The organism is Streptomyces sp. NPDC048419, from assembly GCF_043200415.1.
Taxonomy (GTDB): Bacteria; Actinomycetota; Actinomycetes; order Streptomycetales; family Streptomycetaceae; genus Streptomyces.
Genome location: NZ_JBICXT010000046.1, coordinates 19,061 through 34,108 on the forward strand (window position 1 = coordinate 19,061; position 15,048 = coordinate 34,108).

Annotated in this window: 10 protein-coding genes and 3 pseudogenes; 6 read left to right on the plus strand and 7 right to left on the minus strand. The window is 64.7% G+C overall.

What is annotated here, in order from left to right; genetic code table 11:
- Both ACGFYN_RS44525 and ACGFYN_RS44530 read left to right on the plus strand, forming a co-directional pair.
- Positions 1-753: a nitroreductase family protein gene (locus ACGFYN_RS44525; protein ID WP_393871709.1), complete on the plus strand. Its 753-nt coding sequence runs from the start codon at positions 1-3 to the stop codon at positions 751-753.
- A gap of 26 nt (positions 754-779) precedes the next feature.
- Positions 780-1,292 carry a nuclear transport factor 2 family protein gene (locus ACGFYN_RS44530; RefSeq protein ID WP_393871710.1) on the plus strand — a complete coding sequence of 171 codons (513 nt, stop codon included), beginning with the start codon at positions 780-782 and terminating at the stop codon, positions 1,290-1,292.
- Positions 1,293-2,046: 754 nt separating this feature from the next.
- Here the strand turns inward: ACGFYN_RS44530 and ACGFYN_RS44535 are convergent.
- Positions 2,047-2,871 carry a GNAT family N-acetyltransferase gene (locus ACGFYN_RS44535; RefSeq protein WP_393871711.1) on the minus strand — a complete coding sequence of 275 codons (825 nt, stop codon included), beginning with the start codon at positions 2,869-2,871 and terminating at the stop codon, positions 2,047-2,049.
- A gap of 569 nt (positions 2,872-3,440) precedes the next feature.
- The gene (locus ACGFYN_RS44540) at positions 3,441-3,719 is read right to left on the minus strand and encodes a WhiB family transcriptional regulator (RefSeq protein ID WP_393871712.1); all 279 of its coding nucleotides are present in this window, start codon (positions 3,717-3,719) and stop codon (positions 3,441-3,443) included.
- Positions 3,720-4,599: 880 nt separating this feature from the next.
- Here ACGFYN_RS44540 and ACGFYN_RS44545 point away from each other — a divergent pair.
- Positions 4,600-4,983, plus strand: a complete 384-nt coding sequence (locus tag ACGFYN_RS44545) for an IS3 family transposase (protein WP_393871713.1) — start codon at positions 4,600-4,602, stop codon at positions 4,981-4,983.
- A gap of 106 nt (positions 4,984-5,089) precedes the next feature.
- On the opposite strand, the pseudogene ACGFYN_RS44550 reads toward ACGFYN_RS44545, so the two are convergent.
- The 4 genes and pseudogenes from ACGFYN_RS44550 to ACGFYN_RS44565 form a co-directional block, all read right to left on the minus strand.
- A pseudogene (locus ACGFYN_RS44550) lies at positions 5,090-5,218 on the minus strand (hypothetical protein); the annotation flags it as partial.
- Between the two features lie 242 nt (positions 5,219-5,460).
- Positions 5,461-5,798 (minus strand): annotated as a pseudogene (locus ACGFYN_RS44555) (transposase family protein); the annotation flags it as partial.
- A gap of 113 nt (positions 5,799-5,911) precedes the next feature.
- Positions 5,912-6,247 carry an Lsr2 family protein gene (locus tag ACGFYN_RS44560; protein WP_393871714.1) on the minus strand — a complete coding sequence of 112 codons (336 nt, stop codon included), beginning with the start codon at positions 6,245-6,247 and terminating at the stop codon, positions 5,912-5,914.
- A gap of 553 nt (positions 6,248-6,800) precedes the next feature.
- On the minus strand, positions 6,801-7,181 hold the full coding sequence (locus ACGFYN_RS44565; RefSeq protein WP_393871715.1) for a hypothetical protein: 381 nt from the start codon (positions 7,179-7,181) through the stop codon (positions 6,801-6,803).
- Between the two features lie 908 nt (positions 7,182-8,089).
- Between ACGFYN_RS44565 and ACGFYN_RS44570 the strand changes: the two genes are divergently transcribed.
- The 3 genes from ACGFYN_RS44570 (at position 8,090) to ACGFYN_RS44580 (ending at position 14,700) form a co-directional block, all read left to right on the plus strand.
- Positions 8,090-8,572 (plus strand): ATP-binding protein, encoded by a 483-nt coding sequence (locus tag ACGFYN_RS44570; RefSeq protein ID WP_393871716.1) that lies wholly within the window; start codon positions 8,090-8,092, stop codon positions 8,570-8,572.
- Positions 8,573-8,645: 73 nt separating this feature from the next.
- Positions 8,646-11,474: a LuxR C-terminal-related transcriptional regulator gene (locus ACGFYN_RS44575; RefSeq protein WP_393871717.1), complete on the plus strand. Its 2,829-nt coding sequence runs from the start codon at positions 8,646-8,648 to the stop codon at positions 11,472-11,474.
- A 547-nt stretch (positions 11,475-12,021) separates the two neighbouring features.
- The gene (locus ACGFYN_RS44580; RefSeq protein WP_393871718.1) at positions 12,022-14,700 is read left to right on the plus strand and encodes a LuxR C-terminal-related transcriptional regulator; all 2,679 of its coding nucleotides are present in this window, start codon (positions 12,022-12,024) and stop codon (positions 14,698-14,700) included.
- Positions 14,701-14,913: 213 nt separating this feature from the next.
- Here the strand turns inward: ACGFYN_RS44580 and ACGFYN_RS44585 are convergent.
- Positions 14,914-15,048: pseudogene (locus ACGFYN_RS44585) on the minus strand (transposase); the annotation flags it as partial.

Sequence of the window (15,048 nt, forward strand, 5' to 3'; positions counted from 1 at the left end):
ATGCAATCCGCAACCGGTCTCGGCGAGCGCACCTCTCCGCCATTCAGCATCACGTCCGGCTCCGCTGCGATGGACGCTCAGGACGTTATCGCTGTTTCGAACTGTATCAGCACTCTGCGTGCCGTTCGACGGTTTCATAAGAGGCCTGTGCCTGCTCATCTTATCGAGTTCGTAATCCATCATGCCACGCGTGCCGGATCGGGGAAGAACCGGCAGCCCTGGAGATTCGTCGTGGTGAGGGAGGAAGGCCGGCGGCGAGCCGTGGTGGAATGGTACAGAAATGGTCTGAAGCAATACCTAGAACGGGCTTCTGAAATAAATGGAGCAGTGCATAGTAAATCCAATCAGACCGGGGCGGCGCAGACCCTTGCGGCAAACATAGGGGACGCCCCGGTTCTGATCATTGCCTTCTTTGTTCCGAGCAATACAAACCCGGTCGGGTTCACCGCAGGCGCATCCATCTATCCGGCTCTTCAGAATCTCATGCTCGCGGCCCGGTCGGTCGGATTGGGGAGCACTATGACCACTGTGCAAACAGTTGATGAGTGGCCCGGCTCCGAAAGCAGCATGGCCGATCAGTTGCGAGATATTCTTGGCGCTCCAGGCGATGCGGCACCAGCGGCAATTATTCCACTCGGCTATCCGCTCAAGCGATTTGCCACAACGACGAATCGCCTTCCCGTCGAAGCGGTCACCTACGCGGATCATTGGGGAGACGGGTGGCCCGCTACCTCCGCTGCTCCACTTGCATGAAGCGCCGCAAAAGGAAGGAATCTTTCATGCCCAACACATATGCCTCCACTATAGGAAGGCTGTGGACATCCTACAATCAGCGGGACTGGGAAGAGATGAAGTCCCTGCTCGCGGATGATTTCCACTTCTTCGATAACGCTACCGGCATTTCTTGTACTCGTGACGAGTGGCTGGAGCGTATCATAGAATACTGGGCAGGAGCCCTGCCTGACTCCGCAGTGTCCGACCTCCAAGTGGTTTCCGCTGACGGTGTTGCAACAGCCGTCTACGAGCTTTCCGGAACGAATACCGGATACGAAATGCTGCCTGGGCTGGGAACCACGAACAAGCGAGCAGCGCTTCGGATGTGTTCGATCTTCCAATTCACTGAATCCGGAACGATCAGCTCGCTCGAAGGCTTCTACGACATGCTGTCCGTGATCCGGCCGCTGGCATCGGACGACGCAATCAGAGTGTCGCTTCCCTTCGAGGTACAGTCACGTCCTCGCGTCGGGGTCGTCTACCCAGAAGGCTCGCATGTCGCCCTGAAGGTGGCATGAGCGTGGTAGAGCTTCGGGTGAGATGGTCTCTGGTCAGTGGGGGTGGTGACAGGGCAGGGCCCCTCGTTCGTTGGCGTGGTGATTCCATGCATCACACCGGCAGCGGAGGGGCTGGGGCTCTTTCGGTTTCGGTAGCGGCTGAATCGTGGAGGGCTGGCACCGGATGAAAAGTGGTCCTCGCCCTGTCCGTTGATACTGGTCATTTCCCGGTGTTGGCGGCGGGAACCCGTCCGGGGTTGCGGCCGCGCATGCGGTAGCTGTCGCCCTTGGAGCGTCGTTGCTGAGGTATTGATCGCGCGGAAGCCTCAGCGAAGTCCGCAATCAGCCCGGCGGATCGACCGGCGTAGCGGCAGCACCCTGGCTTTGTCCGCCTCGATCCCCGCGCCGACGGCTGGCTATGCAGGGTGTGGTGGATGCGCCGATGAGCCTTGCTGAGCCAGTCGGCGAGCTGGATGTTGAAGTTGGCGGGCGAGGCAAACACCCGGCGGGCAGAAAGCCGGTCTCCAGATAGCCGTTGGCCCGCTCACTAGCCCCGTGGCCTCCGGATCGCGGGGCTGGCACTTGATGGTGGGAATGCCCAGCAGTCCGGCGAACGCCGCGAAGTCCTCGGTCAGCTGTGGACGCCTATCCCGCCAGGAGCCGACCGCGGCCTCATTGTCCAGTTCAAGCGCCGCCGGCAGCGGGGGCAGTCATCCTGTGTGGAGCCGCGGTGGGCCCTGCGCAGACGCCCCCTTGAGGCTATGCGACGGCAGGGTCACGGCCGGCGGCAGTGGATGGTGAGGGTGTCGATGGTGGTGAAGCCGGCACGTTCAAGGAGACGGACGCTGATGTGGTCATCTTCGTCGGTGTGCGCGATGGCGCTGGTGGCGCCTCGGGCATGAGCGGTGTGGAGACATTGGGCGAGGAGATGCGAGGCGATGCCTCGGTGACGGCGGTCGGGGTGCACTGCCAGGTGCCACAGCTGCCAGTGTTCGTCGTCGTGGGCGTACAGGACGGCGGTAGCCATGTGCTGGCCGTCGGTCTCGAAAAGCGTGAGCTGGACACCCGGCGGGTCGGTCTGAGGGCGGAGTTCTGTGAGGGGGAAGACAGGCTGTGGTGGTGGCGGTGTGAGGGGATGGTGGAAGTAGAGCCGGCTGGCGGCGGGGGTGAAGCCTGCGGCTCGCAGGGCCTGGGTGGTGGCCCAGTGACGGCGCTGGGCGACGCCGGGCAGCTGAAAGGTTCCTGACTGGGGCGTGAGTGTGGATCCCGTGCCGGCATAGAGCATGCGTACGGGCCCGAGATGACCCCGAGCCGCTGTGATCAGCGCGGCTACTCCGTCGACATCCTCACCTGCATGGAGCCAGCTGATCAGGCCAACACCGTCACTAACGCGTTGGGCGCAGTGGGCTGCGCCGCAGATCCTGGCCGCACTGTCTACCAGGACCAGAGTGGCTGGTTGGCCAAGATCGTCGTGGGCCGGTGTGGTGAGCAGGTCGGGGTCGGCGGCGGGCTGGCCCGGCAGCCGGTCTGCGTTGATCAGCTCGAGCACCGATGTGTAATCGTCCGGCTCCATCGCCCGTACCCGGAACCCGCCAGTCACTTGCACTCCTGCCACCCGCACAGTTTCTCCCTGCACTCCCTGGTATTGCCTCCCGCGGTGTGTCAGCCGAGCGCGAGGGTGGCCAATTCCGGGTAGGTGGGCGCACCTTACTCCCACGAAGATCAACTTTCTGGATGTCCCACACTTGAGCCGGGATGAACCATGTGAAAGTTCACACCGATTACGCTGATCAGGCCAGCGGGCCCGCCGATGGGAAGCGTCTCCACACCAAGGTCCAGCTTGGACTGCGTCTCGGCCTTCAGCTCAGGGTCCGTGGCCAGCACGGCGCGTCTGCGGCCTTCGGCTCACTCGCGGCAGCGCTGGTCACCCAAGTCGCCACCGCATCCGCCGTAGTCGTGCGAGCAGTTGCTGGCGCAACTGCCGACTGGCCGTAGATGGCGTCCGCCCGAGCCCGCCGTCTAACCTCCCGATCATCAGGCCGCCTTCAGGCAACGCGGCGATCCCGCGGCTTCCAACAGCAACGGATAGCGGCCAGATCGGAATGTCCCCGGGAGACAGTCCGGTATCAGGCCGCTGTTCTCCGTCCGCCACCGCCAGCCCGTCTCGGTTCAGGTCGTGCTAGGGCGCCTGCGGTGAAGGGGGCGGGGACCACCTCTCCTATGGCGTTCCCATCCGCCGAGCCCGCCCCAGATTCCTTCGGTAATACCCTCGCGTACCGCCATGCGGAAACAGGGCTCTATGACCATGCATGTGCGGCAGATCTCTTTGGCCGGCTTGTCCCAGCCACGCCGACCCGCTTCCGCGGGCGGGAAGAAAATATTCGGGTCGACACGAGGATCCGCACATGCGGCTAGCCTCTGCCAGGTCTCATCCCAGGACTGATTCATCCCTGTCCCGCGCTGCTGACCGCTGACTGTGGAAGGCCCAGATGGGCCGCGTCATGCCGCTTGGAATGTGGTGAGCCCGTGAATTCCTGCTTGTAGGCTGTTCGTTCATCCCTGAGCGTCTCCATGTAGCAGCGTCTGGAACAGAAGCAGGCCGCCCGTCCCGTGCCGTTTCGGGCGTAGCCCTTGCCGCAACGCAGACAGGTAGATGGCGGCTCAGCAGCCGACGAATTCAGGCCCAGCATGTCTAGGAGCAGACTGCAATCCTCCGGCCCCAGTGCTCGGGCAGCAGCTGCCTTCCTTGCCGCTTCAACTATTTGGTCTGGGATTGCTCCCAGTCGGAAATCGTGTGTGATCTTCGCTATGTTCTGGTTAGATCTGGCTGCCATAACAGGCTCCCGTTCCTCGCTATACCGGCCGCCGAGGAAGGCCGATTGCTGCTTCGTGACACTCGTGAGCATGCACCACAGCGGGTTGGCCAATAGCGGTGCATACATCCAATATTTCGGGCTGCGGTCTCCCGACGGATGAGCAATGCCTACTCGCAGCAGCCGAATGCGTGGAGCCATTTCAGTGGGCTGAGCGGCAAACAGCGTCTGGTGGCTGGTCACGCGGGGGGGGTAGCGGATGCGCCGCTGATGTGGAGCGGGGCGGCCAGGTTGTAGACCTCACCATGATCCCGACCGGCGAGGGCCCGTTGTGGCTCTCGGCGATCCGCGACGCGTTCCCCCGCCGCGTGGTGGCTGGGAGACCTCCGCCCACGCGGACGCCGACCTGGTGCTGACCACGCTGGAGTACGCCCTCGCGTCCGCGAGGTCGAGCACGGCAAAGTTCATCCATCACGCCGACCACGGCTGTCAATATGACGGGAGTTAAAGCATCGATGGGTTCGGCCGGGGACTCGTACGACAACGCTCCCGCGGAGAACTTGAGGCTGCTGATCAAGACGGAGTGCGTGCGCGGTCGCATCTTCGCGACCAGGGCCGAGGCGAACCTCACGCTCTTCGAATACATCGACGGCTTCGATAACAGCCGGCGCATCCAGGAACGGCTCGGCCGGCTCAGTCCGATCGAGTTCGAGGAGAAGCACTACACCAAGCAGGCGACGGCCGAACCGACGAACCTGAACACCCGTCAACCCGCTCTGACCAGCCGATCAACACCTACCGCACAGCCGGGAAACCTCAGATCCGGGCCAGGGTCCACCGCTGGTCCTCTCAGCCGTGCTCGGCAGGTCCGAGGGCCAACTCCTTCTCCAACTCGATGAACTGCTCACCGGTCAGCTCGGGAAGTTTCGGCAGCCCCGCCGAGGTTAGCCCGGCCATCCCGCCCTCCCTCCACACGCGCCGCAAGCGTTCCACCGACCGCTCACTCACCCTCAGATCCTCCGCGATCTGCGCGGACTTCTCACCCCGCGCGAACCGTTCACCGGCCTCGTACCGGATCCGCTCCCGAAATCGCCGCCGCCGGCGGTCAGTCCGCCACCCTGCGCGTACCGGCATGCCACCGGCCTACCGCAGGGATCAGCACACGGCACCCCCGACAACACCCCGAGGAGATCAGTAATGGGCAGCCGAGTCATCGTAGGAGACCATGCGCCCGGGCGAACCATACGAAGGGCTCACCTGACCACGAGACATCCGATCTCCTGATTCAAGGTCCAAGTGTCCAAGATCCGGAGTCAAGGCCCGACCGGTACGCCTGGCGCTCACAGATACGGATGATCCGGTGGGTAAGGCTAGCCGGCCCGGCTCTCGCCGACCCGGTCGTACTCGGCAAGCGTGCCGTCGAGCAGGGCGTAGTCGGGTCGGCTTCACACAGCCCGCACAGCAGGACGGGCGCGCGATCGGCGAGCAGACCGATCACCGCGGCCGTGTAGGCGTGGGCGATTGCCGACAGAAATGCCGAATCCGGCCGCGAGTTGGGCGAGGCGTCGTGCCGCCGCAGGTACACCAGGCCGACCAGCGCACGCTGGTGCGGCGGGAGTTTGCAGCGGCGGTCACCCTCGTGGGTGACGATGAGCATAGTGACCCACTCGACCAGCTCGTGCGGCAGGTCGAGTGCGGCAGAGTACGGAACCAACACGGCTCCTGTGCCTGTGGGTTGAGACTTCGAACACCTCCCCCAACGGCACGGGAGCCTCATGCGTTGCGCACACCACCGGCGTCACCGATCAGTGACCACTCTGAAACAGCTCAGTGAGACTTCTGGTAAGCCTCGCGAATGCTGGCCGGGACACGTCCCCGATCATTGACCTGATGATTGTTCTCCCGGGCCCAAGCCCGAAGCTCCTCGGCGCTGGGACCGTCGATCGACGTCTTGCGCACCCGCCCTGCGCCACCCTTGACCCGGCCGATCTTACGGCCCTTACCGATGAAGGGGGTCAGCGCCTCGAACAGCTTGTCATAGTTATCCGCGATCAGGTCGATCTCGTAATTCACGCCATCCAGGGAGAAAGTATGCGTCTGCACCTCCCTTGATTCCGCACCAGTGAGGTCATCCGTGTAAACGGTAACGATCTTCTGAGCCATAAGGGAATGGTACCTGATTTATTCCGGCTGTCCACCGCAATGATCGTGTCGAGTGTCCTTGGGTGACGGGGTAGCGCGCCTGTGGCTCACAGCTAGCGGCGCGGAGTGAGGTTCTGCCTAGGCTGCTGTCCTGAAGAGACGGGGTGGAACGAGCACATTCTTTGCCAAGAGATTCGCCCTGCACTCGAACCCGCTGCTCCAAAGCGCATCCGCTCTCCACGACAGCTACCGAAGGTCGACTGCCAGACCCAATCGGGGGCACCCCAGTAGGCTCACACACAATTACGATCAGGTGCGCCGCTCCCAAACCACCCACCTCGCCCAATGTTACCCAAAAGGGAATATTTTCAATTGCCCATACACCGCATTGCACCAAGTCCATCCGCCGGGTCCTTTGAAGCGCTCGCGCCTCCTTGGTGATGGCTGCCACACCAAGCGGCTCCGATCCACCTCTCGAAGTCCGACCGCCGGACGTCACGGTGCTCACCAGCAAGCAGGCGCCGAACACGGCAGCCAGATCGTCGCAGCCGTCCAGCCATTGAAACCGCCCGGCTCAGGATGAGAAAGCCGCGGCCGGGCGCTGATGTTGAATGTTCACGCCGATGCTGCAGGCTGCAAACGCCCAGATCACCGTCGTGCGGCACCAGGCCATGCGCGTGATGTACAACTCAGGGTAGTCACCAGCTTTCTGTGCTACCTCACAGATGCAGTAGCCGAGGTTGCTTGCGCAGGCTCCGAGTCGATGTAGCACTTCCCGCTGCACCGTCACAGCGTCAGGGCGCTGCGACGGCTGAAGGGGGGTGCAGAACAGCGCCTGCGACAAGATCGCCACCGCAGTCTCACCGCAGAAGGGCCCGCGAGTCACACAGGGATCATAAATGTCCATATCGCGCTCCACGGAGTGATTCTTGGGACGCGGCGGAATGCGGATCACGCTGCAAACTGACCTACGGCCCCAGCCCACGGTGCGGTGCCGGAATGTGATTAGCCAAGAGCAATCAGTACTTATCATTAGGGCCATACCACTCGAATGCGCAGCAGTTCATGGGTTGTGCAGGTTATGGCGCTTCCGCTGGTTGCTTGCTTCGCAAGGTCCGAGATCAAGGCAGATGCTCCCCGAGTGCGCTGGTTTGGCGTCATCGCCGCGCCCCGGGCGGAGACGCATCATGATCCAGCCGAAACTGCGCCTTACTGCTGGCCTCTGACGTGTGATCTTTGACGTGCTGTTTGTCAACGGTGTAGGCGCGGCGCAACAAATGCTTGGGGCCTCGAACCCACCGGTCGTTCGAGGGATGCGGCCGCCGGGGTCGCGAAAGCGTTCGGGGGGCCCTGCAGGTGGCCGGAAGGTAGCCGGTCTATGGCACCGGGCCGGTGATGTTCCGGTCTTGGCGAAACCGAAGCCCTCCCAGCGCTCGAGCATGAGGCCGGTGTCCGCCCGCCAAGAGTCTGCTCACCCGCCGGCGTCCCTCCACGGCCACATCGGCGCGGTGCAAGCGGTCGCAGTGTCCACGCCAAGAAGTCAGCCTCAGCAGCGAGACCGCGCCAGCCAGCACGGCGCACGCAGTATGACAGCTCGAGCATCCTGGGCCCCACGGGAGGTGTCCCGAGCCGCTCGCAGGCCTGGGACCTCCTGCGATGCCGATGTCGGCTGTCGACGGAGCCGATCAAGGCCAGGGCCGGGGATGACCAGCAACGACGGTGACTATCCGGACTTTGGATCAGCCCTGTTAGGGGGCGGCCCGAAAGGATATTAGGGGCGCCCCCTAATGCCCCCTGCACGCCTTTTGCCTAGAAAAGAGTCATGCAGAGCGTCACCGCTCCCCACCGAGAAGAGTGACCGTCATGACCTCCCTCACCGTCCCCTCCCCCGCCGCCTGCCCTACAGGGCGCCCGCTCGGCTCGGGAGCCGAGCCCCAAACCCGGGACCGTCTCTCCCGGTATGACTGCGCGCTGCCCCACCACGTGAGTGCGGCTGCGGTTGCCCGGCATGCCGCCAAGCCGGTACTCGTTTCCTGGGGACTGGACGGAGACACGGTCTACGACGCGCTGCTGGTGATCTCCGAGCTGGTCACCAACGCCGTCGAACACGCCCTGCCCTCGATCGCCCTGCACCTGGAGGCTGCCACCGCCCCAGGCGGACACACGAGTGTGTGCATCGATGTGACTGATGGCGGCCCGGCCCCAGTCCCGGGCCCCTGGATTGCTAGCTGTGCAGCAGACGAACACGGCCGTGGCCAGCAGGTCGTCACCGCACTTGCGCAACGCGCCGGCATCCATCACAGCCCACACGCCACCGATCATTGGGCAGCCCTTGAGGCCGCCTGACGTCCCCCTGCGGCGGCCGAGACCCATTGACGGTGCGAGCCGTGCCGGGGACTGCAAATAAGCGCCCCGCATCGTGCAGCTGTTCCAGCAGGACCTGAGCAGGTTGCCCGCAAGCCACTCAGCCACTCCCTATCTGCCCTGTCTCGCAGTTCGTTTCTGCGTCGTGGAGAGTTACATGTCACAGCCAGGTACCGCAGTCATCAACCCGCCTGCGATGAGAAACCCGAGCTCGCGTTGGCCGCTGGTCGGCCGCAAGCAAGAGTTGGACATTTTCGCCGAAGCCTTGGCCAACCGGCGGAACCGGGGGTTCGTGGTGGAAGGTCCAGCGGGGGTGGGTAAATCCAGGCTGGCCGAGGAGTGCCTGGCCCGGGCGGTGCACGCGGGATTTCTCGGCGGGCGAGCGACGGCGAGCACGGCGGCTGCGATGGTCCCGCTGGGAGCGATCGCACACCTGCTTCCTGCAGGGGTGGACTTGTCTGACCCGGTCGAGGGGTTCGCTGCGGTTGCTGCGGCACTGACCGGAAAGAACCGGCGCCGGTGGGCGGTACTGGTCGATGACCTCCACCTCCTGGATGCCACCTCGGTCATGCTGCTGCAGCAACTGATGGACGCCGGGCTCCTGCGCCTGATCGCCACTATCCGCAGCGGCGAAGCGACCAATAGCGCCGTGCAGACCCTCATCCACGGTGACGCCGTCCATCGGATTGAACTGCCCGTATTCGACCAGGGACAGGTAGAGGCGGTATTGCAGGCGGCACTCGGCGGAACGGTTGGGCGACACACGGCTCGGCGCCTGTACGAAGCATCGGGCGGAAACGGCCTGTACCTGCGGGAGTTGGTGCACAGTGCCATGTCGGCTGGAATTCTCACCAGTGACGGGGAAGTCTGGCACCTAGCCCCGGGAAGCAGGCTGCCGGTCACGACACAGCTGACCGAGCTGATCGGCGCCCACATGGCCGCTGCGGGGCAGGCCGGCTGGCCCGTGCTGGAACTGCTGGCGCTGTGCGAACCTCTGGCGCTGGCAGATGTCCAAGCTGTTGCTTCTTGCCAGACGCTGGCTGATCTGGAACGTGCCGGGCTCCTCTGCATCAGCCAGGACGAGCGGCGCACCCGTGTGACGCTCGCCCACCCCCTGTACGGCGAAGTCTTGCGGAGCGGCCTACCCGCCCTGCGCCGTCGGGAAATCCTGCTCGGCCAGGCCCGGCAGGTGGAGGCATACGGTGCCCGCCGTCGCGGAGATGTTCTGCGCATCGCCGCCTGGCGGCTCGCCGCCACCGGCACCGCCGACCAAAGTCTCCTCATCCAGGCCGCCGCCTTGGCCCGCAACGCGCACGACCACCAGCAAACCATCACCCTCCTTGAAGCTCTCCCCGAGCCCGAGCACACAGCCCAGACACATCTCCTGCTCGGCGAGGCCCTCTCCCAGATGGGCAGATGGAAGTCGGCCGAGGCCGTTTTCGTGAAGGCCGAGACCGATGCGCCCATTGTCGACGAACAGCAGAGGGTGGCCATCACCTTGGCCCGCACCGCAAATCTGGTGTGGAACGACAACCTGGACCAGGCCCTGTCGATCAACGACGCTGTCTTGAATCAGGTCACCAGCCCGGCCAGCCACCGCGCCTTGCAGATCAATGAGGGCGCTCTGCGCATTGCTGGAGGCCAGCCGCTCCACGGCCTCACCCTGCTGGAAGACCTGGGAACCCAACCCGAGCAATCGACCGACCATGCCTGGCTACGCGGCGCGCTGATGAAATCCGCAGCACTGACCGTGGTGGGCCACGCCACCCAGGCCGTGCCCTGGGCAGAACGCGCCCCCACCGCCCACCAACAGCTCGACGATCACGCTCTGCCACCCCATCCGGCTCAGCCCGTCCCGATGGTGCTCGCCCTCACCGAGACCGGCCGCTTGACTGACGCCTGCGCCACCGCCGAGAGCGCCTACGCCCACCTCACCGACTCCTGCCTGGTCGAGCGGGTCTGGTCGGCACTTCTCCTTGGGCGGGCGCAGTGGTTGGCCGGTCATCCAGCTACCGCTCGCCGCTGGTATGCCGAAGCCGCTGCCCTCGCCCGCACAATCAACCATGCCAAAGCCCTCCGGCCCGCCCTTTCCGGACTCGCTTCCTGCGCAGCAGTCCTCGGCGACCTGAGCGCAGCCGAAACAGCTCTGGACGAATACCGAAGCAGCCCGCTCATTTCCCCCGGCATCCTGTCCGGCGCAGAGGATTGCCTCGGCCATGCCTGGCTGCTGGCTGCCCGCGGCCGCCTCGCCCAGGCCCTCACCATCCTCACCGAAGCCGCCCAGACTGCCCGCATCACCGGCCACCTCACCAGCGAGGTATTGTTGCTCACCGACATGGCCCGCCTCGGCGGCGCCAAAGCGGTCAACAGCCGACTGACCAGCCTGGCTCAGCTCGGTAACAACGTCTTCATCCAGGCACGTGCCCGTCTGGCCACCGCCATCGCCGGAGACGATCCGACCCGGCTTCTTCACAGCGCCCAGGAACTCGAAGACCTCGGTGCAGACCTGCTGGCCGCCGAAGCCGCCACCACTGCCGCCACCGCCTGGCGTCGCGTCGGCCAGAGCCGCCGCGCCACCGCTGCCACCCACCGCGCCGCCCAGGCCGTAGCCCGCTGTCAGGGCGCCCGTACCCCCCTGCTGGCCACCGCTGACGCCGCCACGCCGTTGACCAGCCGCGAGCGTGAGATCGCGCTGCTCGCCGCCACCGGCACCCCCAGCAAGGACATCGCCGAAACCCTGAGCCTGTCGGTCCGTACGGTCGACAACCACCTGCAGCACGTCTACACCAAACTCGGTGTCACCACCCGAAGTGAACTCGCCAACGCCCTCGGTATGAAACCACCGCATATCCTCAAAACACGATCATTGGCCTTGTCCTCGTAGCGGGGAGGCATGGGTGAGGGGGCATGACGACGAAGCGACGTGCGTACGAGGCGGCATTCCATGAGTTCCTCCCTGTCCGTTCCCGATCCGCTCGCGTGGTCGGTGGCGCTCGAACAGCGTCCTAGTTTGAGTGAGTTGGCCGACCCGCGTGCACGAAAGAAGGGCCTCTTGGCAGCTCACGGATGCCGAGTCCAGCGGAAGCAAGAGGCACTGCTGTAACGACCTCTCAGAGTTGGCCGTCAATACATCACTTCGGAGAACACGACCCCATACTGCATGACGTTGATCGTTTGTGACGGTGAGGAGTTGCTACTCAATCCACCGTGAAATCGCTTCGTGGAATTGAGTACCAACTGCTCGATCGAGTCCCGATTCGAACGTGCAAGCTCGGGGAAGTAGGGGGCTCCACCAGAGGTTGTGCAGGGCAGCTGTGGGCCCTCGCGCCCGGCCTGCGCCGCATCTCGCACGTTTTGGGCGTCATGGGTGCCCACTGAAGGAATTCTCCCTCCGGCCGTTGTGACACCCGTGGCATCGAGAGGTGAAGAGCGTGGGCGAGCCAGATCCGTGTTGGGATGAGGCGGGGCGTACTCCGTCGCCGACCGAACGTCTTGCAGGCGAAGCGCTGGCCGTGGACCTGCTGCCGGCTGACCAGGTTATGCTGGTCGGCCGGGAAACCGACATGACTCGCCTGACCAGGCTCCTCACCCAGTCGGACGGATACGCCGGAGTGATGTTGACCGGTCCGAGCGGGGTAGGCAAGACCCGGTTGGCCACCGAGGCGATCGCCGCGCTCCACACCACCCATCAGGTCATTCGCGTAATGGCGACCTGGCCGGGGCAGGACCTGCCCTACGCATCTTTGATTTGTTCCGCCCGGGACCGGCAAGCCGGGACGTGGACGACTGTCGACGGGCCCGCACACGAGTTGCTGCGTGCTGTGCACTCGGGCAGTAGCGGCCGCCGTGGAACGCTGCTGTTCCTGGATGATGCGCACTTGGTCGACCCGTGCACGGCCGCATTCATGCTGGAACTGGCCCGGCGGCGGACGGCACGCCTCCTCTTGACCATCAACACCGAGCTACCCGCGCCGGAAGCGGTAACCCACCTCTGGACGGACGACCATCTGCAGCGCATGGAGCTGGGCCCGCTTGACGCCGCCGCGACCCGCCGACTGGCCGCCGCTCTGCTGGGAGAACCGCTGGCACACAGCGCATCGACCCACCTCGCCCAATTGTCCGACGGCAACCCCCTGCTGCTACGGGAACTGGCCCGAGCCGCGGCCCAGCAGCATCTGTTCCGTCCTTCACCTGCAGGCTGGACGCTACCGGACCGACTGCCGATATCCGCCCCTTTGTGTGAACTGATCACCCGCAAAGTCACGCACCTAAGCGCCGCCGCCCGCGAGGCACTGGAACTGGTTGTCCTCGCTGAGCCGGCCCCGCTGCAGCTCCTTGAACGTCTAGTGGCCCCAGACGTTTTGCTCCTTTTGGAGGATCAGGAGCTCATTCGGGTCGAAACCCCCCCGACCGCCCCCGCTTCGGTGCGACTGTTCCATCCCCTGGTCGGGTATGTCATCCGCCAGAGCCTGCCGATCCTGCGCCGCCGCGCCCATCTGCGTACCTGGATAGCCGCTTACACCGTCCGCTGGACCGCCACCGTCGCCGACACCCTGCGGATAACAGAGTGGCGAATGGAGGTGGGAGACGACTCAGTCAGCGAAGGCGAGTTGCTACAAGCCGCCCACCACGCCGCCGGAGCCCAGGACCTTCGTGCCGCCGCCCGCTTCACTGCCGCCGCGTGGCAACAGCACCCAGCACCGCATACTGCGGCCGCGCACGCTCTGTCGCTCGTCGCTCTCGCCGACTTCCCCGCTGCTGGCACTGTCTTGGACACCGCAGATGCTGCCGCACATTCTGAACCACACCAGGACATATTGGCCGTCCGCGCTCGCAGCGAACTGTTGCAGGGCCACTTCGAAAGCGCCGATGGGACCATCAGTCAGCTGACAGGCAACCAGGGCAAGCTTTACGCAAGCATGGCAGCGTACTTCCAGGGCCACTTTGACCGCACTCTCACTTTGTGCCAGCCGCTGACAAAAGATCCCGCTGACCCCCATCACCTGGAAGCCGTGATCTTCCGCATGGCCGCGCTGCTCCACGCCGGACGCCCCCGAGACGCTCTCACCCTGTACGAAAGCACGCGCTCCTGCAGCGACACGAGCGCCTTCCATGCCGACTCTCTGGAAGAACTTCACGCCGTCACGCTGGCGGATCTCGGCCGCCTCTCCGAGGCTGTCGACCTCTTGACCCGCGCCTACGAGCGAGCCGTCGCCGACCGGCGTGTCCGCATCGACGCACAGCGCGGCATCGCCCTCGGCACCGTGCTTCTCGAACGAGGCCGCCCTCGCCAGGCTCTCGAACTGTTCGCACTCCATCCCGCCTACCAGGTGGGATGGCAGCAATGGCACGACCGGGCCCGAATTTGTACAGCCATGGCCGACGCGGCCCTGGGCCGCATCACCAAGACGTCGCTGCCCGCCTTGATGCCCAGTCACTTCCTCCTCCAGAACCATGTGGCCCATGCCTGGAACACATTCCTCTCCGGCGATCGCGACCAGGCAGCAGACCTGCTGGGTCAGGCAGCCCAAATCTCTCAGGCGCATGGTGCCCACGCTGACGTGGCCATTGCCGCGCACGAACTGGCCCGGCTAGGAATGGCCGAGCACTCCAAGGTTTACTGGGACACCCCCGTCCAAGGTTCGTTCCTTCAAGGCCGCTTGGACTATGCACATGCCCTGGCCACGGACAACCCCCGCTTGTTGCGCTCCGCCGCAGCGGCCTTCGCCCAAGCCGGCGCCGATATCTATGCCGCAGAGGCCTACGCGGAGCTGGCCCGTCTGTACCGACGCGTCGCCCAGCACCGGGCCGCAACTGCGGCGACACTGAAGGCGAAAACCCTGGCCGAACGGTGTGACGGCGCCGTCACACCAGCCCTGCTGCAACTGCAAGCGACCGAACGGCTATCCCTGCGAGAAAGGGAATTGGTACTGCTGGTTGCGCAGGGATTCACGGATAAGGAAATCGCAGAGCGGCTCACCCTGTCGGTCCGCACCGTCAGCAACCATCTGTACCGCATCTATCGGAAAGTGGGCGTCGCCAACCGCCGGGAGCTACAGCGTGTCGCTGCTACCTCACCAGAGGTGCTATCGCAGATACGGAAACCCTGACCCCACGGGCTCATCGACTCTGCACCCCGAAAAGCGCGGTTCAACAAGGTTTGAAGAACAGGCAGAAGAGCGACGAATGAACGAGGCCCGGCGTCTCGACTATCCCTGAACTCGGGTTCAGTCGCCGCCGACACGGCGCAACATGGGCCGCGAACTGCCCGCCACGGCGATCGAGCAGAAACCGACGAGACTGACCGGCCCACCGAACTCACCGGGGAAGATCCCGACGACGTCGGTGCGGCGGCGGATCTGTTTGTTCAGCCGCTCTTGCGGGTTGTTCGACCAGATCTGCCGCCAGATCTCGCGCGGGAACGCGGTGAAGGCCAGCAGATCATGCTGGGCGGCGTC

Bases quoted from the DNA above. Each gene is read 5' to 3' on its own strand.
- ACGFYN_RS44525 (WP_393871709.1), top strand. From the start codon at position 1: ATGCAATCCGCAACCGGTCTCGGCGAGCGCACCTCTCCGCCATTCAGC.
- ACGFYN_RS44530 (WP_393871710.1), top strand. From the start codon at position 780: ATGCCCAACACATATGCCTCCACTATAGGAAGGCTGTGGACATCCTAC.
- ACGFYN_RS44540 (WP_393871712.1), bottom strand. From the start codon at position 3,719: ATGAATCAGTCCTGGGATGAGACCTGGCAGAGGCTAGCCGCATGTGCG.
- ACGFYN_RS44545 (WP_393871713.1), top strand. From the start codon at position 4,600: ATGGGTTCGGCCGGGGACTCGTACGACAACGCTCCCGCGGAGAACTTG.
- ACGFYN_RS44560 (WP_393871714.1), bottom strand. From the start codon at position 6,247: ATGGCTCAGAAGATCGTTACCGTTTACACGGATGACCTCACTGGTGCG.
- ACGFYN_RS44570 (WP_393871716.1), top strand. From the start codon at position 8,090: ATGACCTCCCTCACCGTCCCCTCCCCCGCCGCCTGCCCTACAGGGCGC.